At 35.7% G+C, this 20,462-nt stretch carries 16 protein-coding genes; 8 read left to right on the top strand and 8 right to left on the bottom strand.

What is annotated here, in order from left to right; translation table 11 throughout:
- Position 1: 1 nt before the first annotated feature.
- From ACFSJT_RS03210 to ACFSJT_RS03225, 4 genes are all read left to right on the top strand, one after another.
- Positions 2–1,192, top strand: a complete 1,191-nt coding sequence (locus tag ACFSJT_RS03210) for an acetyl-CoA C-acyltransferase (protein ID WP_378318755.1) — start codon at positions 2–4, stop codon at positions 1,190–1,192.
- A 36-nt stretch (positions 1,193–1,228) separates the two neighbouring features.
- Positions 1,229–3,040 (top strand): acyl-CoA dehydrogenase family protein, encoded by a 1,812-nt coding sequence (locus ACFSJT_RS03215; protein WP_378318756.1) that lies wholly within the window; start codon positions 1,229–1,231, stop codon positions 3,038–3,040.
- 648 nt (positions 3,041–3,688) lie between these two features.
- Complete coding sequence (locus ACFSJT_RS03220; protein ID WP_378318757.1) at positions 3,689–5,968, top strand: starch-binding protein; 2,280 nt, start codon at positions 3,689–3,691, stop codon at positions 5,966–5,968.
- Positions 5,969–6,106: 138 nt separating this feature from the next.
- Positions 6,107–6,904: a sugar-binding protein gene (locus ACFSJT_RS03225; protein ID WP_378318758.1), complete on the top strand. Its 798-nt coding sequence runs from the start codon at positions 6,107–6,109 to the stop codon at positions 6,902–6,904.
- 48 nt (positions 6,905–6,952) lie between these two features.
- Here ACFSJT_RS03225 and ACFSJT_RS03230 read toward each other — a convergent pair whose 3' ends face one another.
- The gene (locus tag ACFSJT_RS03230) at positions 6,953–8,755 is read right to left on the bottom strand and encodes a glycoside hydrolase family 15 protein (protein ID WP_378318759.1); all 1,803 of its coding nucleotides are present in this window, start codon (positions 8,753–8,755) and stop codon (positions 6,953–6,955) included.
- Positions 8,756–8,934: 179 nt separating this feature from the next.
- Here ACFSJT_RS03230 and ACFSJT_RS03235 point away from each other — a divergent pair, with 179 nt between their 5' ends.
- The 4 genes from ACFSJT_RS03235 (at position 8,935) to ACFSJT_RS03250 (ending at position 15,039) form a co-directional block, all read left to right on the top strand.
- Complete coding sequence (locus ACFSJT_RS03235) at positions 8,935–11,142, top strand: bifunctional alpha,alpha-trehalose-phosphate synthase (UDP-forming)/trehalose-phosphatase (protein WP_378318760.1); 2,208 nt, start codon at positions 8,935–8,937, stop codon at positions 11,140–11,142.
- A 66-nt stretch (positions 11,143–11,208) separates the two neighbouring features.
- Positions 11,209–12,327, top strand: coding sequence for an MFS transporter (locus tag ACFSJT_RS03240; RefSeq protein ID WP_378318899.1), 1,119 nt, complete (start codon positions 11,209–11,211; stop codon positions 12,325–12,327).
- 70 nt (positions 12,328–12,397) lie between these two features.
- Entirely contained in the window at positions 12,398–13,273 is an 876-nt protein-coding gene (locus tag ACFSJT_RS03245) for a TolB family protein (protein WP_378318761.1), read from the top strand.
- A 32-nt stretch (positions 13,274–13,305) separates the two neighbouring features.
- The gene (locus ACFSJT_RS03250) at positions 13,306–15,039 is read left to right on the top strand and encodes an amidohydrolase family protein (RefSeq protein WP_378318762.1); all 1,734 of its coding nucleotides are present in this window, start codon (positions 13,306–13,308) and stop codon (positions 15,037–15,039) included.
- 61 nt (positions 15,040–15,100) lie between these two features.
- On the opposite strand, the gene ACFSJT_RS03255 is transcribed toward ACFSJT_RS03250, so the two are convergent.
- The 7 genes from ACFSJT_RS03255 to ACFSJT_RS03285 all read right to left on the bottom strand — a co-directional run bounded on the left by ACFSJT_RS03255 (position 15,101) and on the right by ACFSJT_RS03285 (position 20,447).
- Entirely contained in the window at positions 15,101–16,381 is a 1,281-nt protein-coding gene (locus ACFSJT_RS03255) for a DUF6242 domain-containing protein (protein WP_378318763.1), read from the bottom strand.
- Between the two features lie 11 nt (positions 16,382–16,392).
- A complete protein-coding gene (locus ACFSJT_RS03260) occupies positions 16,393–16,938 on the bottom strand; it encodes a hypothetical protein (protein ID WP_378318764.1) in 546 nt (181 codons plus the stop codon).
- An 11-nt stretch (positions 16,939–16,949) separates the two neighbouring features.
- On the bottom strand, positions 16,950–17,549 hold the full coding sequence (locus tag ACFSJT_RS03265; protein WP_378318765.1) for an autotransporter outer membrane beta-barrel domain-containing protein: 600 nt from the start codon (positions 17,547–17,549) through the stop codon (positions 16,950–16,952).
- Between the two features lie 135 nt (positions 17,550–17,684).
- Entirely contained in the window at positions 17,685–18,353 is a 669-nt protein-coding gene (locus ACFSJT_RS03270) for a TapB family protein (RefSeq protein ID WP_378318766.1), read from the bottom strand.
- A gap of 19 nt (positions 18,354–18,372) precedes the next feature.
- Positions 18,373–19,044 carry a hypothetical protein gene (locus ACFSJT_RS03275; protein WP_378318767.1) on the bottom strand — a complete coding sequence of 224 codons (672 nt, stop codon included), beginning with the start codon at positions 19,042–19,044 and terminating at the stop codon, positions 18,373–18,375.
- A gap of 27 nt (positions 19,045–19,071) precedes the next feature.
- Positions 19,072–19,770 carry a hypothetical protein gene (locus tag ACFSJT_RS03280; RefSeq protein WP_378318768.1) on the bottom strand — a complete coding sequence of 233 codons (699 nt, stop codon included), beginning with the start codon at positions 19,768–19,770 and terminating at the stop codon, positions 19,072–19,074.
- Between the two features lie 86 nt (positions 19,771–19,856).
- Entirely contained in the window at positions 19,857–20,447 is a 591-nt protein-coding gene (locus ACFSJT_RS03285; protein WP_378318769.1) for a hypothetical protein, read from the bottom strand.
- Positions 20,448–20,462 lie beyond the last annotated feature (15 nt).

A 20,462-nucleotide genomic window follows, 5' to 3' on the forward strand; every position in this document is an offset into this window, starting at 1 on the left:
AATGAAAACAGCATATATAGTAAAAGCATATAGAACAGCCGTGGGAAAAGCACCTCGCGGAGTATTTAGATTTAAAAGAACAGATGAGTTGGCTGCCGAAACTATTCAGCATATGATGAAAGAGCTTCCTCAACTTGATAAAGCACGCATTGATGATGTAATTGTAGGTAATGCAATGCCAGAAGGATCTCAAGGGTTAAACATGGCACGTTTGATTTCGTTAATGGGCTTAGAATCTATTGATGTTCCTGGTGTAACCGTAAATAGATTCTGCTCTTCAGGAATTGAAACTATTGGTATGGCTACTGCAAAGATACAGGCAGGAATGGCAGATTGTATCATTGCAGGTGGTGCAGAAAGTATGAGCGCAGTGCCTATGACAGGTTATAAGACCGAACTAAACTATGATTTGGCCAAATCTGGACATGAAGATTATTATTGGGGAATGGGTAATACTGCTGAAGCTGTTGCAGATCAGTATAAAGTATCCCGCGAAGATCAGGATGAGTTTGCTTATCATTCTCATATGAAAGCTTTAAAAGCGCAGGCTGAAGATCGTTTTCAGGATCAAATTGTACCTATTCACGTAGAACAAGTATATGTAGATGAGAACGGAAAAAAAGCAACCAGATCATATACAGTTACCAAGGATGAAGGCCCTCGTGCAGGAACCAGTAAAGAGGTTCTTGCCAAACTAAGGCCCGTTTTTGCTGCAGGAGGTAGCGTAACGGCAGGTAATTCTTCTCAGATGAGCGATGGAGCTGCTTTTGTAATGGTAATGAGTGAAGAAATGGTGAAAGAACTAAATCTTGAACCTATCGCCCGCATGGTAAATTATGCTGCTGCAGGAGTTGAACCTAGAATAATGGGAATCGGTCCTGTTAAAGCTATTCCAAAAGCTTTAAAGCAAGCAGGTCTAAAACAAAATGATATTGAATTAATAGAACTTAACGAGGCTTTTGCATCTCAATCTCTTGCAGTGATAAGAGAATTAGACCTTAACCAAGATATTGTAAATGTAAATGGTGGTGCCATTGCACTAGGACATCCGCTAGGATGCACAGGAGGTAAACTATCAGTACAATTGTTTGATGAAATGCGTAAGCGTGACATGAAAGGAAAATACGGTATGGTGACCATGTGTGTAGGAACAGGACAAGGCGCCGCCGGTATTTATGAATTTTTGAATTAATATAAAGAATAATAAAAAGAAAATAATACTAATAAAATGAGTACAGAAACTGTAAACAAAGAAATTCTTAGAGGAGGACAATTCCTTGTCAAAGAAACGAACTGTGAAGATGTATTTACTCCAGAAGATTTTTCTGAGGAGCAAAAAATGATGCGCGACAGCACAAAAGAATTTGTTGACCGTGAATTATGGGCTCACTGGGAAAGATTTGAATCGAAAGACTATGCTTTCACAGAAGAGTGTATGAAAAAGGCAGGTGAACTTGGTCTTCTAGGTGTTGCTGTTCCAGAAGAGTATGATGGTTTAGGAATGGGATTTGTATCAACGATGTTGGTTTGTGACTATATCTCTGGAGCTACAGGATCATTTAGTACTGCCTTTGGCGCACATACTGGTATTGGTACAATGCCCATTACCTTATATGGTAATGAAGAGCAGAAGAAAAAATATGTCCCGAAACTGGCTACAGGAGAATGGTTTGGAGCATATTGTTTAACTGAGCCCGGAGCTGGATCCGATGCAAATTCTGGTAAGACAAAAGCCGTACTTTCTGATGATGGTAAGCATTATTTAATTTCTGGACAAAAAATGTGGATCTCGAATGCGGGATTCTGTAATCTATTTATCGTTTTTGCTCGTATTGAAGACGATAAAAACATTACTGGATTTATTGTTGAAAATGATCCTTCCAATGGTATAACTTTAGGAGATGAAGAAAAGAAATTAGGTATTCATTCCTCTTCTACGCGTCAGGTATTTTTTAGTGACACCAAAGTACCGGTTGAGAATATGTTATCGGAAAGAGGAAACGGATTCAAAATCGCAATGAATGCGTTAAACGTAGGTCGTATAAAACTAGCGGCTGCTTGTTTAGATGCACAAAGAAGAGTGATCGGAGAAGCAACTAAATATGCCAACGAACGTATTCAGTTTAAAACACCAATTATCAATTTTGGTGCAATTAAAGCTAAGATTGCCGAAATGGCAACCAATACCTATGCCGATGAAGCGGCTTCATATAGAGCTGCCAAGAATATAGAAGATAGAATAGCTATCCGTCAAGCGGAAGGAAATTCTCATCAGGAAGCAGAACTTAAAGGTGTAGAAGAATATGCGATCGAATGTTCTATCTTGAAAGTAGCAGTTTCTGAAGATGTCCAAAATACTACAGATGAAGGAATACAAATTTTTGGAGGTATGGGATTCTCTGCGGATACACCTATGGAATCTGCTTGGAGAGATGCTAGAATTGCACGTATCTATGAAGGAACGAACGAAATTAACCGTATGCTAGCCGTAGGAATGCTGGTTAAGAAAGCTATGAAAGGCCATGTAGATCTTTTAGGACCTGCCATGAAAGTTGCCGATGAGCTTACCGGTATTCCATCTTTTGATACTCCAGATTATTCAGTTTTATTTTCTGAAGAGAAAGAAATTATTGCTAAACTTAAGAAAGTATTCTTGATGGTGGCAGGATCAGCAGTCCAGAAATTTGGACCTAAATTAGAAGAACACCAGCAGTTGCTTTTGGCTGCCTCAGATATTTTAATTGAAATATACATGGCTGAATCTGCAATTTTGCGAACAGAGAAAAATGCAAAACGTTTTGGTGAAGCAGCTCAAGAGACGCAAATAGCAATGTCTCAATTGTATCTCTATAATGCTGTTGATATCGCAATTAAAAAAGGAAAAGAAGCTATCGTTTCTTTTGCCGAAGGTGATGAGCAACGAATGATGCTTATGGGACTTAAACGTTTCACAAAGTATGCTAATCAACCCAATGTAGTTGCATTAAGAACTAAAATTGCTGATAAAATCGCCGAGGAAAATGGATATTTTCTAGGATAATCGGTTCTAATATTGCCCTCCCTATGGCACTAAACTAGGGAGTTGTTTAATTTTGATTTAAAAAACCGCTTTTCATTGGGTAAAGCGGTTTTTTTATGAATTTATTCGTCTAAAAAAACGGAATACTTCAATACATCGTTTAGAATACTGTCTTTTCTTTAAAAAATTATTTATTTATCAACACGAAAACGTTGTAGTGTATAATAACGCTTACCATATTGACTATTTCGTAATAACTTAGTGAAAATATAACACAAAAAACACTTTACTAATTAAAATTTTGCTAATTATGAAATCATCCTCTCCTCCAACTAATATTGTGAGTATGTCTGAGCCACGTTTATTTAACAACAATAAGTAATATTCATTTTTTGATTTATCTATGAGGAAACTTTACTCTGGTGCCCGTTTTTATCAATAGTAGCATGCAACAAACATTTAGAATTTTTCCTTTTATCAAATCCTGCAGCATATAACTGTATTGCTAATGAAGAGGTTATACCTCTTTGTAGCCTTAACATCAATCATTTTATGTAATTCACACACTTAGTTTATTGATTACCAATTTGTGAAGATAGCTTCACATTAAACACAAACTCATTATAAAACCTAGATCTTAATTGATCTAAACCTAAAAAAATCGTACAAATGAAACGAAAAAACTTAAAACCAGTTTTAGTAGCATTGCTAATGCTAATCTTTTGCATCAACAGTAAGGCACAAGATGAAGATGTACTTTTTCAGGCGTTCGACTGGAATGTACAAAATCAACCCACAGGTCAAACATGGTATGATGTTGTATCACAAAATAGAAACCTTATTAAAGATGCCGGTATCGATATGATTTGGATGCCACCTCCAAGTAATTCTGCCGCTCCCCAAGGATATTTGCCCAGAGAATTATATAATTTTAATAGTGCTTATGGTACAGAAGCTCAACTTAGGAACCTTATCAATCAATATCATGCTCTGGATATAAAAGTATTAAGTGATATTGTCATTAATCATCGTGTAGGCACCAATGATGCCGTAACATTCACTAATCCCGCCTGGCCAACTTTTTACATCACCGCAGATGATGAAGGAAGAAATTTTGTACCTGGCCCTGTAGAATTTAGTATTAATGGAGATTATGTACCCGGAACCGCCTTAAAATCTGACGGCTCTAACGGTACTTTTGCAGCCGCCAGAGATTTAGATCATAAAAATCCGGCTGTAAGAGCAGAAATTATTAAATGGATGAATTTCTTGAAAAATGATATTGGCTTTGATGGTTGGAGATATGATTTTGTTCATGGCTATGATCCTATTTATAATAAAGAGTATAACGATGCTACCAATCCGTATTTTGCGGTTGGAGAATTGTTGGAAAGCAGTAGAGTACAGACCAACAACTTCGTTAATTTTGCTCAACAATCTTCTTCTGCATTTGATTTTAATACTAAAGTTAGTTTGCAAAATGCCATTAGAGATAATAATCTTTCCTATTTAAGGGACGGACAAGGTAGACCATCTGGCATGATTGGTATAAATCCTACTAAATCTGTTACATTTTTAGATAATCATGATACTGGATTTGCACAACAATGTTGTGGATCAAACTATGTTTTTCCGGGAGGTGAAACCAACTTAAGAAAAGGGTATGCATATATCTTAACACACCCTGGTAACCCTGCCGTGTTCTGGACACATTTTTTTGATGGTGGATCAGGAGTTCGTAACGCAATCAAGGATCTTATTGCGGTAAGAAAAAGTGTTAGAGTCTATGCAGGTTCTACAATAAATATTGCTGAAGCAAGAAATGATCTATATGCAGCGTATATAGATGGTAGAAGTGGAACAATTGCAATGAAATTAGGTAGTGGTAATTGGTCCCCTAATGGAAACGGATGGGTATTGCAGACTTCAGGTAGTGATTATGCAGTATGGACTCAGGGTGGAAGCAATCCAGGTGGAGAAACTGTCGCTCCTTTTACGGTAAACTATAAAAAACCGAACGGATGGGGAAACAACGTAAATGCATATTTCTTTGATGCTTCGGCGAATGTAACCTTGCCCGGAACATCAGGATGGCCAGGACAGCAAATGACAAACATTTCTGGAACCGATTGGTATTCTTTTACAATAACTCCACAAGCAGGAACCTCAGCAAATAATATTAGAGTCATTTTTAATGATGGAGGTAATCAAACCAATAATTTATCGCGAAGCACCACAGGATGGTATACCAATGGAACATGGTCTGATACGTGCGCAACAGCATGTAGTGGATCTTCAAATTCTAATCAAGTTACTCTTAACTTTAGAAAACCAGGTGGTGGCTGGGGTAATACTACCAATGTTTATTTATACAACAAAGCCACCAACCAAACGCTCTCTGGAACTCCCGGATGGCCCGGCCAGTCTATGGCTAATGTTAGCGGTACTTCGTGGTGTAGAAATACCTTTACCTTACCAAGTGAGGTATCTGCAAATAACGTTGGTGTAGTTTTCAATAATGGAGGAAATCAACAGACCGTAGATCTTACCAGAGGCACTAATGGATGGTTTAGTGTAACAGGTAGTACTAGCGGTAAAAGAACGGGAGCCTGGTCTAATGATTGTACAACGGGATGTCCTTCAAGAAGTATCTTAGAAAGTATTGATAATCAAAAGAAACTTGTTTTACTTAAAAGCTCAGCAATAATTTCTCCAAATCCTATTTCTAATCAAAGTAAATTATATGTTGCTACCATGGAAAAAGGAGTATTGCAAGTAACTGTTTCTGATATTATTGGAAAAACCAAAACCATTTACAGTAAAAACGTGTCTTCAGGAAACCAAACCATTGACCTTGGAAATATGAGTTTAAAAAGGCCAGGAATATATTTTTATACTATACGCCTTAATGGAAGTACTATTAACCAACTAAAAGTGATCAAACAATAATTTTTTTGCCCTCTTGTTTTTTACTTTCAGTAATTCTACTGTTAGAATCAAAAGCGGTTGTTACTTATACATTGGTAGCAACCGCTTTTTAAATTTTGTTTCTTACATTTATACTAAATCATGCATCAAACTCTACTTATGAACCGAATAGCTATTCTGTTTAGTATCGCTTTATTATTTGTAATATCCTGCAAAAAGAAAGTCATTTATAATATCTCACAAAGTTCTAGTATAGCCCCTATGGATGCTTTTCAATCTAACATCAAAAAAGATCATCAGATTAGAGAAGTAGAAAAAGCTGTTATTGTGCCTAAGCTAGACGGAAAGATGGATGATCCCGCCTGGAAAGAGGCTCTTTGGTATGGTCTAGATCAAAGATGGATAGGAGATCCTTATACTTTTGGTGACTTTTTTGGGCGCTATAAATTGGTCTGGACTCCCGAAGCTCTCTATATTTTGGTAGAAGTTAAAGACAACCTCCTATTCGATCAGCATAAAGATCCTTTAAAATTATGGTGGGATGATGATTGTGTTGAAATTTTTATCGATGCAGACAATTCTGGTGGGGATCATCAATATTCAAATAATGCTTTTGCATATCATGTCGCTTTAGATGGGAACGTAGTCGATCTGGGTACTGATAAAAAACCATTACTTTATAACAACCATGTAACCACAAAAAGAGTTACTAATGACGACGTGTCTATATGGGAATTTGAGATCATTGTTTATGATGACACTTATGAAGAAGGCAAAATAAACGATCCAATTATACTTAAAAAAGATCAGAAACTTGGTTTTGCACTAGCATATAACGATAATGATGGTAGTAAAGAACGAGAAAACTTTATTGGTTCTGTTTTTATTCCTGGTGAAGAAAAAAATTTGGGTTGGATCAATGCTGATGTTTTTGGCACTATTGTACTAAAAGAATAAGCTTTACACCCAGACCACCTCAGAAACTTTATATGATTTATATCCAGATTAATGTATAGTTTCCATGAGCTTCTCCTCTTTAGTTACACCTCCCGAAAAATTAGCAGCAGTCTCAATTAGTGCCAAGTGAGAATATGCCTGGGGAAAATTACCCAGCAATCTTTTGGTTTTAAAATCGATATCCTCGCTAAAAAGTCCCAAATGATTGCTATAGCCTAATAATTGATCAAATAGCTTCTTAGCCTTCTCCTGCTCTCCTATTTTGTACAAGCTATTAATAAACCAAAAACTACAGATGGTAAAGGATGAAGATGGCAATCCAAAATCATCTTTATTTTTGTATCGGTACATGAGGCCATCATTACAGAGCTCTTTTTCTGTCGCCATAACCGTACTCACAAAACGTGGATCTGTTGCCTCAATAAATCCATAGGGCTCCATCAATAATGTTGAAGCATCCAGATCAGGTGAGCCGTAAGATTGGGTATATGCTTGCTTTTCTTCGTTCCAGGCGTTTTGATAGATGTCATTATGTATACGATCCCTTAAAACTATCCACCTTTCATTTTTATTGGTTTTATTGATCAATTTACCAATTTTTATAGCTCTATCTACAGCTACCCAGCATAATAATTTTGAGAAGGTAAAATGTCTTTCTTCGGTCCTGAATTCCCAAATTCCTTTATCAGGTTTTTCCCAATTAACATTTACAATATGCACAATACTTTTACAGATTGTCCACAACCCTTCACTATTATCCAAATTACAGTCAAATTTCATAAATTGTTGATAGATAACATCCATCAAAATTCCATATATATCATTTTGCTTCTGGTGATAAGCGGCATTACCAATTCTTACTGGACTTGATTTTTTGTACCCTTCAAGATGGTCCAGAGTCTTTTCAGTTAATCTTTTCTCACCATTAATCCCGTACATAATCTGAATTTTCTCATCTTTATCAGGGATAATATCAATAATGAACTGAAGAAAGCGTTGGGCCAATCTTTTGTGCCCAAGATTAGAAATTACTTTAATTACCATGGATGCATCACGGATCCAACAAAAACGATAATCCCAATTACGCACCTCTCCTATGGTTTCCGGAAGCGATGTAGTTGCTGCGGCCAGTACAGCTCCTGACTTATCATAACTTAGAAGCTTCAATACTAATGCACTTCGCAGGATTTGATCATTATATATTTTGTATGAAGTGGTATTCTCGCTCCAGTTTAGCCAATATACCCTTGTGCGCTGTAGTTTCAAATAACACCGCTCCAAAGATTGTTTTAATATTTTTTCATGATAACTAATTAAGAAAAAAGCGTGGTCCTGTAAAACAATTTCTTCCCCGGCCAGAACAGAAACAAGGTCAAGATCAGAATATAGATACAGGGTATCATATTTTTCTTCGTTGGTAACGCTTTTTATATACTCCTCCTTTATTTCATGATTAGTTGTCCCCATAGCATATTCCAACTTGGGGTCATATTTAATTTTAAATTTTGGCGCACCCGAAACTAATTTTATGTATCGAACAATATCCGACGGTGCATAATATGTTCCGTCATCGTTTTTATACCTGGGCATAAAATCAATACATTCAAAAATATCCTCTCCGTTACTAAACTCTGTCACCAAAATATTAGTTTTATGAATATATTTCTGAGAAATAACATAGTCGTCACTTACTTCTATTTCAAAGCTTCCTCCTTTATTTTCATCTAATATTTTTGCGAAAACAGAATATGAATCGAAATTTGGCAGACAACACCAGTCTAGAGAACCATATTTTGAAATTAGAGCTGCACTTTGGCAGTTCCCAATAATACCATAGTCAAGATTATTCATCCATTAATTTATTAGTGCGTTTTAAGGTCAGAAGGAAATCGCATGACAATTCATTTTTAGTCTAATCGAAATGTATCGTCACACCATTTCATAAATTTCCTTTAAATAGCCGTTTTTTAATCTTCTTTTTCCGAAATTTAACAAAATTCGAAAAAAATCAACCAACTTTAACCCACTTTATGAGTAAAACTATCATAATCTCAAATAGACTACCCTTACAATTAAAAATCCATGATAATACTATCGAAACAGTACCAAGTGTTGGAGGATTGGCAACGGGTATGAAATCGGTACACTCGCAGAGCGACAGTTTATGGATTGGTTGGAGTGGACTGACAGAAGAAGAATTTAATCTAGATTTAAAAACTCAAGTAAATGCAGCATTAAAAAAGCATCAGTGTGTTGGAGTACCACTAACCGAAGACGATATTGAAGGTTTTTATTACGGTTTTAGTAATAATACGCTCTGGCCGTTATTTCATTATTTTATGGAATATACAGAGTTTGAAAAAAGTACCTGGGAAACCTACAAAATGGTAAACCAAAAATTTGCCGACGTTGTGTTACAACATATAGAAGATGGAGATACCGTTTGGGTACATGATTATCAACTATTACTCTTACCCGATTTAATACGCAAGAAAAAACCTGATACATCTATTGGATTCTTTTTACATATCCCCTTCCCTTCTTACGAAGTTTTTAGAACTATTCCCTGTCGAGAAGATTTGTTAAAAGGAATGTTAGGTGCAGATTTAATTGGTTTTCACACGTATGACTATGAAAGGCATTTTTTAAGCGCAGTACAGAGAATTCTTGGACATGAGATAAATTTTAATAATATTCATTTAGATAACCGAATGGTAAAGGTGGACTCCTTCCCGATGGGTATTGATTATGATAAATTTCATAATGCCGCAAAAACTCACGATCAGAAATCGAATAAAGAGCAAACCGAAATACAACAGGAAATAAACAAACATCTCAAAGAAGGTAGCAATCAAGCGAAACTAATCCTTTCTATAGATCGGCTTGATTATACCAAAGGGATTGCCAATCGCCTAAGGGCTTTTGAATATTTTTTAGATAAATACCCGCAGTTTAAAGGAAAAGCTCGGCTTGTAATGCTCGCTGTTCCTTCTCGCGCCAATGTACCTCAATATCAAAAACTAAAAAATGAAATCGATCAATTGGTAGGCCGAATTAACGGAAAATTTGCCGAGGTAAGCTGGACTCCTATTTGGTATTTTTATCGTTCTATGCCCTTTGAAAACCTTATCGATCTATATACATCGAGCGAAGTCGCCCTTTTAACACCTATTCGAGATGGAATGAATCTGGTGGCTAAAGAATATATCGCTTCGAGAGTTGATAAAAAAGGGGTTTTAATACTGAGTGAAATGACAGGAGCTTCAAACGAAATGGGAGAAGCACTTATTATTAATCCGAATAACTTTGAAGAAATAGCAGATACGCTGAAATTTGCTTTGGAAATGCCAGAAGAAGAACAAATAAAACGTAATAATGCTCTACAAAAACGCCTAAAAAGGTACAATGTTGAAAAATGGGCCAGTGATTTTTTTGAAGCTTTGGAAGCAACTAAAAATGATACCAAAAAGTATATTTTGAAGAAAATTAATAGTACTCTACGAGAAGAAATCGCTAACAAATATAAAGCATCTTCAAAGAAAATATTATTCCTTGATTATGACGGGACTATGGTGCCTTTTGAAAAATTACCAGAAAATGCAAAACCAACGCAAAGAGTCTTTGATACTTTAGATACATTACACCAACAACCTGACACCAAAGTGATTATCATCACAGGAAGAGATCGCGATACCATTCAAAAATGGTTTGGTCATAAGGATTATACACTAATAACCGAACATGGAGCTTGGTTAAAAGAAAATGGTAAAGATTGGGAACTCATGGAAAGAGTAGATAACAAATGGTTTGAATCTATCTGTCCTATTCTCGAATCTTTCACCGATCGTACTCCTGGCTCCCTTGTAGAAGAAAAAAGATATTCGTTAGCCTGGCATTTTAGAAATGTAGATCCCGATTTGGGAAAGAAAAGGTCAACTGAGTTAAAAACCACCATCCAACAATTAATTGCCAATCATAATCTTGAAATTTTGGAAGGAGATAAAGTTTTAGAAATCAAAGTGAGTGGAGTAAGCAAAGGAAAATCTGCGTCAAAAATGCTATTAGATACCACTTATGATTTTATATTTGCCATTGGGGATGACTGGACAGACGAGCATATGTTTAAAGAATTACCAAGAGAGGCTCATACCGTAAAAGTTGGAATAAAGAAAACTGTAGCACAATACTATGTAGATGATATTGATCAAGTTTATCAACTTTTATCAGCTTTCAAATAATTTAAAACCAAATACAAATACGATTCAAATCTGAAACCAAAATTCTACATACTTCCGACAATAATTATTTCGCAATTTTTTTGCACTTCTTTGTGGTTTGCAGGTAATGCAGTCATTGATGATTTAGCTGTACAATTCAATGTTGAATTTAATATTCTAGGATATCTTTTATCTTTTGTTCAATTTGGATTCATTGCAGGAACACTAACTTTTGCCTTACTAACTCTGGCAGACAGATTTTCTCCTTCTCGAATATTTATGATCTGTGCTTTCTTAGGTAGTATTTGTAACCTTTTATTACTGATTCCAAATATCACGATCTTCAATTTATTAACAGCACGTTTTGGTACTGGTTTTTTTCTTGCTGGAATTTATCCCGTTGGTATGAAAATAGCATCAGATTATTATAAAGGTGGATTAGGAAGAGCATTGGGATATTTAGTTGGAGCACTAGTTTTAGGTACTGCTTTCCCACATTTTATCAATGAGTTTTCATGGAGCAGTGATTACAAAGCTGTGATCATATCCACCTCTATTTTAGCTTTTGTTGGAGGACTAAGTATGTGGCTACTTGTAGCAGATGGTCCTTATCGCAGGCCTGTATCCAAATTACAACTTGGCGTAATAACCCAAATATTTGGTATTGCCAACTTTAGAAAGGCTGCTTTTGGTTATTTTGGCCATATGTGGGAACTCTATGCGTTTTGGGGGTTTGTACCCGTTATTCTCAAAACATATGCAGATATACACCGGATTGAGTTACAAATTTCATTCTGGTCTTTTATTGTCATAGCTATTGGAACGGTATCATGTATCTTGGGAGGTTTAATTTCCTTACGCACCGGAAGCCGAAAAGTAGCGTATAATTCATTGTTAATTTCCGGAGTGTTTTGTGTAACCTCTCCTCTACTTTTTTTATTACCCCCTCAATGGTTCATCATTGCCCTTTGTATCTGGGGAATGGTGGTCATATCAGATTCACCCCAATTTTCTACAATGGTTGCTGCAACCTCACCACCAGAGTTAAGAGGAACAGCATTGACCATCACTAACAGTATTGGATTTGCAATTACTATCATAAGCATACAATTGCTGTCATTTCTGCTGGAAAAAATTGATCCTACTTTATTATATCTATTCTTGAGCATAGGACCGATCATAGGATTATATGCTCTACGAAAATAACACCAAATAGTCTTAACATATTCTTAAGAAAAACAAATTGCTATTCGATGTACTTTAGAAAACAAAAACAATGAGAAATATACTTGTCATTTCTTTACTGGCCACTTTATTCGCTTCTTCTCAATCTAATACTGAAGTTTATCTATTTGACATTAACAATAAAAATAATACCCCAGGGTTAAGTAATCAAAGAAATATTTCGAATAATGAAGGCTACGACAATCAACCTTCATTTTACAATGACGATATTGTTCTGTTTTCTTCTACACGTGATAGTGAAACTGATATTGCCGCCTATAACATTAGAGATAAAAAAACCAACTGGATAACTGATACACCTGATGGCAGTGAATACTCACCTATCAAAATCCCCAATCAAAAACGGGTTTCTGCCATACGATTAGATAACGATGGTAAACAACGTCTCTATACCTATGATTACAAAACAGGAAAATCAACAGTTTTGCTTGAAAGCCTGAAGGTAGGCTATCACACTTGGTTTAATAAATATATAATCGTATCATCCGTACTCGAAGATGAAGCCATGTCCCTTGTTATTTCAAATATAAAAGATAATACAAGTTACACGTTTCAGAAAAAAGTAGGAAGATCATTACATAGGATTCCTAATTCAAAATTGATAAGTTATATCAGTAAAGAAAATGATACCTGGGAAATAAAGTCATTGGATCCCATCTCGGGAGCCACCAAAAAAATTATAAATACTATTCCTGAAGCTGAGGATATGTGTTGGTTGATCAATGGTACCATTCTTATGGGAAAAGGAAATACAATTTATAAATTTAACCCTTCAAAAGATATCGATTGGAGTGTTTTTTATACCTTCGATAACCCAGAAATGCAACAGATCACTCGCTTGGCTTCCAATTCAAATTCGAGCAAACTGGCTGTTGTTTCCGAAAGATCATCCGAAGGAAATCATTAAATTAACAGTCTATCTTATTAAACACACAAATAATGAAACAAATTTTAATGCTACTTTGCCTTTTCTTGCTTTGCAAAGTTACAATTGAGGCACAAACTACCTCTTCTGTTCTTATAGAAAATACAAATATAATAGATGTTACTACCGGTAAGATAAAACCAAAACAGCACCTCTTAATTGAAGGTGATAAAATTGTCACCATATCTTCAAAAAAAATTACCCCTAAAGAAACTGCTATACGCATTGACGGAACAGACAGATACGTAATGCCCGGGATGATCGATACCCATATACACTTTTTCCAGACCGGAGGCCTGTATACACGTCCAGATGCATTAGACCTAAAACATATCGTTTCGTATGAAGATGAAATTCAGTTTGCAAAAGATATGGTTCCCGATAGTTTTAAAAGATATTTACGATTAGGTATCACTTCGGTAATGGATGTAGGAGGCCCTTTTTATAATTTTCACATCAGGGATAGTATTGCAAAAAGTAATCTTTCACCTAACGTTTACGTTACAGGACCTTTGTTTTCTCCTTATCAGCCGGAAGCATTTTCTAAACTTAAAGATATTCCTATTGAAAAAATTACAACTATAGAACACGCCACTGCGCTGTTCAATAAAATGCTACCGTTTCGACCTGATTTTATTAAAATATGGTATATCACGGGTCGTGGAATTACTGCAGAACAATCCTATCCTGTTGTTGAATATATTTCAAAATTAGCCCATGAGCATAATTTAAAGCTCACTGTGCATGCTACGAATCTCAAAACTGCAAAATTAGCAGTACAGGCTGGTGCAGATATTTTAGTTCATAGTATACAAGATGAAATCGTGGATGACGAATTTGCAGATCTTCTGAAAAAAAATAAGGTGACCTACATCCCCACATTAATAGTTTCCAAAAACTATGGAAAATCTTTTCTCGCAAAACCCGATAATCATCCTCAAGATCTAGTATTTGCAAATCCAATGGTTTACAGATCATTAACCGATATGAAAAAGCTTTCTGATAAAGAAGTTCCTGAAAGAATACAAAAACTAAGAAAAGATAGTGAATGGTTAGAAAACAGATACCAAAAAGAGGATAGTATTATGCTATGTAATCTTAAAATTCTTATAGACAAGAAAGTTAATGTTGCAACGGGAACAGATGCAGGTAATATCGGGACCACGCATGCTTCTTCATATATTCAGGAATTGGAAGCCATGCAAAAATCGGGTATATCGAATATGGATATCCTAAAAGCATCTACCATTAATGCCGCTACTGGATTTGGTTTGGAAAAGCTTTTAGGTACTGTGGAAGAAGGAAAATTAGCCGATTTAATCCTATTGGATAAAAACCCGATAGTCGATATTCAAAACCTGAATCACATTGCTGAAGTTCTTAAGGATGGTAAAGTTTTAAATATCAAAACATTAATTAAAGAAACACCAGAAGAGATCGTGCAGCGCCAGGTAAATGCGTACAATGCCCGAGATATTGAAGCTTTTATGGGTACCTATGCAGAGGATATTAAAATTTATAATTTTCCGGAAGAACTTTCTATGGACGGGAAGGAACAAATGAAGAAAAACTTCAAGAATATGTTTGATCGAGTTCCGAATTTATATTGTGAAATAAAAAACCGGATTGTATTAGGCAATAAAGTAGTAGACAGAGAATATGTTAGATTTGGAGAAAAGTATTCAAGTGTAATAGCGATCTACGAAGTTGAAGATGGAAAAATTTCTAAAGTTACTTTTATTAAGTAAGAGAAAGGTTCTAAAACCTAAACTTCAGAACCTTTCTTACTAGAAAATGGGGAATCAAAGGCTAATTAAGTATCCAAACCTGGTTATCTGCTGAAAGGGTTTGTGTCGTTATTGTGGTACCGCCGATAGCATATAGCTTCCCGTTTAGATTCACAAAATCATAATCTCTTGGTTCTAAAAATGTTTGATTAGAAGATGTAGCCAAGGTCCAATCAATACCATTTTCAGATTCATAAAATGTCGAAACCAAAGCAAAGTTGGAAGCTGGTGGAGTCACCAAAATAATTTTGTCGTTTATCTTAAAAGGCTTAACAGAAAAATATCCTCTTTCTGCAGTTTCCCAGCTTCTTAGGTTATTCCAAGTAATTCCATCTTGACTACTGTATAAAGTTATAGATACTTCATCAGTAGAAGGTTCGATAGCAATTAACTGATTTCCGATGCCTTCAACCCAGAAACTGTATTTGCTAACAAAACCGTGGTTGGACGCCAACAAATCCCAATTGAGACCATCAGTGCTGCTATATACAGCACGTTCGTCGGATAGATCATCAAAGTTCGCATTATAACCAGCTATTCTATATATTCTATCATTTAAAACAGCCATACGTACTTGATTATATTGGCTGAACGGTGTTCTTTCAGTTTCTTCTATCCAATTAACGCCGTCATCAGAACTGTAAATTTTGGTAGAAGTAAATCCGTTTATTATTCCTCCATACAACCATAGTTTGTTATTAAAGACAATTAATTTATGCCCCAAAACAGTCCCAAACGAAAATGTACCTTCATTACTCCAGGTAATCCCATCGAGGCTGGACCAGATATCATTCAAATCATTACCTGCTTCATCAGCACCCCCTATAATCCATAATTTATTATTAAAAGCGGCTGCAGAGGCTCTGGTCCTTTTAGAATATGTAGCATTTTCGGTTAGAAGTACGGCATTGATCGTTTCTGTAGTAAAAGATTGTATTTCACTCTCTGCTACAGGAGTACCATTGATGCTGGCAAGAATTCTCCAATAATATACGGTACTTGTTTCCAGAGTAATATCATTATCAACGCCAAAGACATAATCTGTATTGTCCCAATCGTTATTAACAACAGAGAGATTATCTTCTGATGTCCCTAACAGAATTTGATAAATAACCTCTTCATCACTGGCAAATGCATCCCAGGTAAATAGCGGTTGTACAGATACCGTAGTTCCTTGCTGTACAGGTTGTAATAATGTAATGCTCTCAAGTACCGGCGGATTACTTCCACCATCATCATCACTGCTACAAGAAAAAAAGACCATACAAATGCATATGGCACCTATTAATTTTAAAGTTTTCATAATTTAAGTGATTAATTTAGGTTAATAAGTTCGGTTGGGTGATCATCGATCAAAATCTGTAAGGAGCCATCGGTTACATTAGATGTTCTTGCCTCTCCTCCAAAATCTTCTACTCTAAAATACAGGGTGATTGAAACTAATTCTCCATTAGGTCTTAAAGTTCCATTAAGGATATTTCCTGTTATCGGATTACTGGGATCACCTTCCCAAAAGATAATTCCCGATAAAGAACCCGATGGAAACGTTTGTTCCCAGGGAGCAGGAGGAAATGGTGTTGTATCAAACTCTATATAATCTGTAGGATACTGCATTTGGATCAATTTTGTCCCACCGGTATCACCGCCAGAAAAAATGAATTCGTAGTCAGCATCATGCTTCAAATTAAGTTGAATATTTTCCAGATCATCATCGTTGGTAAAAGTTCTTGAAAAACCATCTCCTGAAATTCTAAAACTGAATCTCGGTTGAGATTCATCAATCCCTGTATCATCGTCAGCATCACATGCATATACTAAAATCAATGCTAGTGCTACCCAAACATTTTTTATTGTTTTCATAATTTTTAGTTTTAAAAAAATGCTGTTATTCCTATATTTAAAAAAATTGAAGAAAGGCTTTCATCGTAGCCAGATGGTGCATCCTCGGGATTTATATCTTCCCAAGAGTAGTTTATACTAGGTTCTAAAGCAATATGATTTCCAAGAAAAAAAGCATATCCAGCTCCTATTCTGAATCCGAACGTATTGGATTTTACATTGCTATCTCCAAACCCGCTCCCCTCAATTTTTGTTTTAGTGGTTCCAAAACCAACTGCTGCTTCTCCAAATATGTTATTTTCAAAATAATATCTTGCCAGTGGGGCGATTCCGAAACCGGTTACCGTGGTTTCAATTTCTCCTAATCCGGAGTCTGTAGTTTCTTTATTACTGCTTACCACTAGCCCTAAACCTACAGCTAAACGATCCATAATGAAATATCCAGCTCGTGGCATAAATTCGATGGTAAAAGCGTCTGATTTATTATCGTTCACTTTTCTGGTGGTAGAAAATATATTCAAGCTACCATTAGCGAAATAAGTTCCTTTGGTTTTTGCAGTAAAACTTTCGTCCTGCGCTTGAAAAGTAACAGTAACCCATAAAAATGCTAAAAATGTAATCGTGTTTTTCATCTGTTTAAAGCTTTGTAATTTATTGAAAATGAGTAAACTAAAAATTTACGCACACTCAGGAATTCGCATAAAAAATTTAATCATATTGATTGGTGTGCGATGATGAAATCTATTTATGCTCATTTCAAAAGGTGTTTATTTGATTTGATTTAAAATGCTTGTGGTGACCAATCTTCCGTTTTGTTTACGGGTTTCTTCTTTTACCATCCCAATACCTTTGGCAATCCATTGCTTAGATGTGTTGGTTTGTACCATACCCATTTCCAATTTATTTGTGTAGGTAATCACATAACAATCAAAAGTACCTGCAGGAGTAGTCATTTTTTCTTTTCCTATGACCTTGCGGTCTGTCATAGTAACCGTTGTAGTCATATTCATAATCCCCGCATCTACTTTCATTACAATTTGACCATCAGCCAATTCTTGTCCGACAGACAGATTTGCAGGAAAGGACAAACCGTCTCCGGTAATACTATATTCCATATTTCTATATTGTTCTAACAATCCAGGAGCTATAATGGCTTCGGGAGTAAGCGTTGTGGTCCCTCCACTACATACTACTTTAAAATTACCGGAGACTATCTCCTTCCCTCTTTTATCTTTTACTTTAGAAACGATTTCTATAGATCCGGAGCTTTTATCGCTTATCGTATTTTCTGATACTGTAGATAAGCGATCTTTCTTATCATAGTGATGAATGATATAAGTTTTTCCTTCTTTTGACGGATAAAACGGCGAGCAGCTATCCTGAGCAGCTACTGATATTGTAATCAATATTATCAGTACAGATATTACTTTTTTCATTTTCTTAAATTTAAATTTATTAGTGAACCTTGAATATCACATTATAGGTTTGGTTTTCTTCATTGTATAATATGGGGTACTCCCCGGGTTCTATTATCGTTCCATTCAACCCAATTTCTTCGGCAAGAGACTCTTCGAATATGATTTCATTATTCAAGTAATAAACATTAGGCTCCGAACTAGGCTCTCCCATCATTTGGTTTTCTTCGTAGAATTGTGCTACCAGTAGTTCTTCATTAAGCGCAACAATGAATGCTTCGGCGGTAGGTTGCTCAATCTCTAATTGCAAATGATCTTTTATAGATCCAAATTCTAGAGGATCAATATTTTCATACACATCCCATGGATCTGTATGATTCCATCCGCATGGCACTTCCTGGCAAGGGTCATAAACTACAGGTGGTTCTTCAAACTCAAGTGGCGGTACTTCAAGAAAATCTACTTTCCATCTACAGAACGTAGCTAAATGAGTATCTTCGCAGCGACAATTCGTAAATCGTCGTTCACATTCAAGGCTACCATATTCAGTTTTGAGCTTTATTAAAGGCCCGTACGTGCGTTTGTTACTTTCGCCCAATTTGATATTTTCTACCCAAATGGTATTTTGTATTTCTGATTGAATTGAATCCGTTTCCTTCTGGCATGCACACAAAACCAAAATAAGGAGTACATATTTTATTATATTTTTCATTGTAGTGAGTTTTAAGTTTTAAGAATATCAGTTTATAATTGTTTTTTGTTCATATTCGATTGTAAAAACGAATCTTTCATTGCCTGACTCATCGACGGCACGTGCATCTACTATATTGTTGTTTTCGTCTCGTTCTGAAGTAAAAGTGAAGGTCCCTATATCAGCCCGTAGTTGTATAATTTCGTTCTTAGAAAGTATATAATTAACAAACAGAAAGTCGAAATCGTCGAGATAAAGTATAGGCTGAAAATCCAACACTTGAAAGGGGCCTGCAAGGTCTGAATATTCAATGTTGATGTCATTTCGTTGAATGAGTTGATTTTGATTATTAAAAATTGCAAAACCTCCTTCCAGGTCATACCTCCCATCAGCGTAGGATACAGGGATATTTCCTCCATCAGAAACTCTGGTGATATTACTAATGAGAGTTCCGTCATATTCAATTTCATAACTGTTACCATTGTTGGTATTCAATATCTGGTTAATAAGTCCATCATCCTGGTAACTGTATTCGTAACTTGACGAATTTGTAGTAGTAATACCTACTAACTGATTTTCTTCGTTATAGCGTATAGTTGCTTCTTCAGCATCACCTCCGGCACTTACGTTAATTTTTGATGGAAAAAATGCAGTTTCCCTACTATTATCAGAAGCGTCATCGCTACTACAAGAATACGAGGCAATTAAAGCCATAAACCCTATTATTAAGATTTTATATTTTTCCATATTTATAAAATTGAGTTAGAATTGTATATTTTGTAAACTTTACTTTAAGAGTAAAGCACTTAACTTTCAACTGATAGTAAAGTTTACTATTTAAGCCCAAAATGATCCATGACTTCGGAGTATGTCATTTTATGAAAATCGATTGCTTGGGCTTCACTTGATCTGGTATTGCCGGCAGGGATAATCATATATCGAAATCGGGAAGAAGGAGAAAACAATTGTTCCTCTAAAGGATCTCTTCTAACTCTTATTTTCAGATTAGTATCTGAAAAATAGTACGTGTAATGATGATCTTGAACACTAGCACTTACTGTGATTGGTAAGAGAGCCACATGTCCTGCAGGCCATACTTCGGGAACAAAATTGCTAAGTCTTGCATAAACCAAAATTGTTCCTGTATTTAAAATATCAGGATCAATATCGGTTATATCCCTTTCGAATTCTGTATATATAGTATAACTATTATTTATTATTACTTGCCCATCCGGTCCGAACCATTCCGAGACAATTACATTGGCATTTCCATCCTGGCCATCTTGCCCGTCTTGTCCAGCGGGACCTTGCTCGCCTTGTGGGCCAATGGCTCCATCTGCACCATCCTCTGCAGAACAACCAATTAATAAAACTCCTAATAGAATAATAATCATTCCGATACTAATTTTCATTGCGTGTTTCATAATGTTATTGTTTTG

The sequence above is a fragment of the Aquimarina celericrescens genome (assembly GCF_042682765.1).
GTDB lineage: Bacteria > Bacteroidota > Bacteroidia > Flavobacteriales > Flavobacteriaceae > Aquimarina > Aquimarina celericrescens.

Coding starts and splice junctions, on each gene's coding strand:
- ACFSJT_RS03260 (WP_378318764.1), bottom strand. CDS start 16,938: ATGAAAACAATAAAAAATGTTTGGGTAGCACTAGCATTGATTTTAGTA.
- ACFSJT_RS03250 (WP_378318762.1), top strand. CDS start 13,306: ATGAAACAAATTTTAATGCTACTTTGCCTTTTCTTGCTTTGCAAAGTT.
- ACFSJT_RS03245 (WP_378318761.1), top strand. CDS start 12,398: ATGAGAAATATACTTGTCATTTCTTTACTGGCCACTTTATTCGCTTCT.
- ACFSJT_RS03275 (WP_378318767.1), bottom strand. CDS start 19,044: ATGAAAAATATAATAAAATATGTACTCCTTATTTTGGTTTTGTGTGCA.
- ACFSJT_RS03220 (WP_378318757.1), top strand. CDS start 3,689: ATGAAACGAAAAAACTTAAAACCAGTTTTAGTAGCATTGCTAATGCTA.
- ACFSJT_RS03285 (WP_378318769.1), bottom strand. CDS start 20,447: ATGAAACACGCAATGAAAATTAGTATCGGAATGATTATTATTCTATTA.
- ACFSJT_RS03215 (WP_378318756.1), top strand. CDS start 1,229: ATGAGTACAGAAACTGTAAACAAAGAAATTCTTAGAGGAGGACAATTC.
- ACFSJT_RS03270 (WP_378318766.1), bottom strand. CDS start 18,353: ATGAAAAAAGTAATATCTGTACTGATAATATTGATTACAATATCAGTA.
- ACFSJT_RS03255 (WP_378318763.1), bottom strand. CDS start 16,381: ATGAAAACTTTAAAATTAATAGGTGCCATATGCATTTGTATGGTCTTT.
- ACFSJT_RS03235 (WP_378318760.1), top strand. CDS start 8,935: ATGAGTAAAACTATCATAATCTCAAATAGACTACCCTTACAATTAAAA.
- ACFSJT_RS03265 (WP_378318765.1), bottom strand. CDS start 17,549: ATGAAAAACACGATTACATTTTTAGCATTTTTATGGGTTACTGTTACT.
- ACFSJT_RS03280 (WP_378318768.1), bottom strand. CDS start 19,770: ATGGAAAAATATAAAATCTTAATAATAGGGTTTATGGCTTTAATTGCC.
- ACFSJT_RS03210 (WP_378318755.1), top strand. CDS start 2: ATGAAAACAGCATATATAGTAAAAGCATATAGAACAGCCGTGGGAAAA.
- ACFSJT_RS03225 (WP_378318758.1), top strand. CDS start 6,107: ATGAACCGAATAGCTATTCTGTTTAGTATCGCTTTATTATTTGTAATA.
- ACFSJT_RS03230 (WP_378318759.1), bottom strand. CDS start 8,755: ATGAATAATCTTGACTATGGTATTATTGGGAACTGCCAAAGTGCAGCT.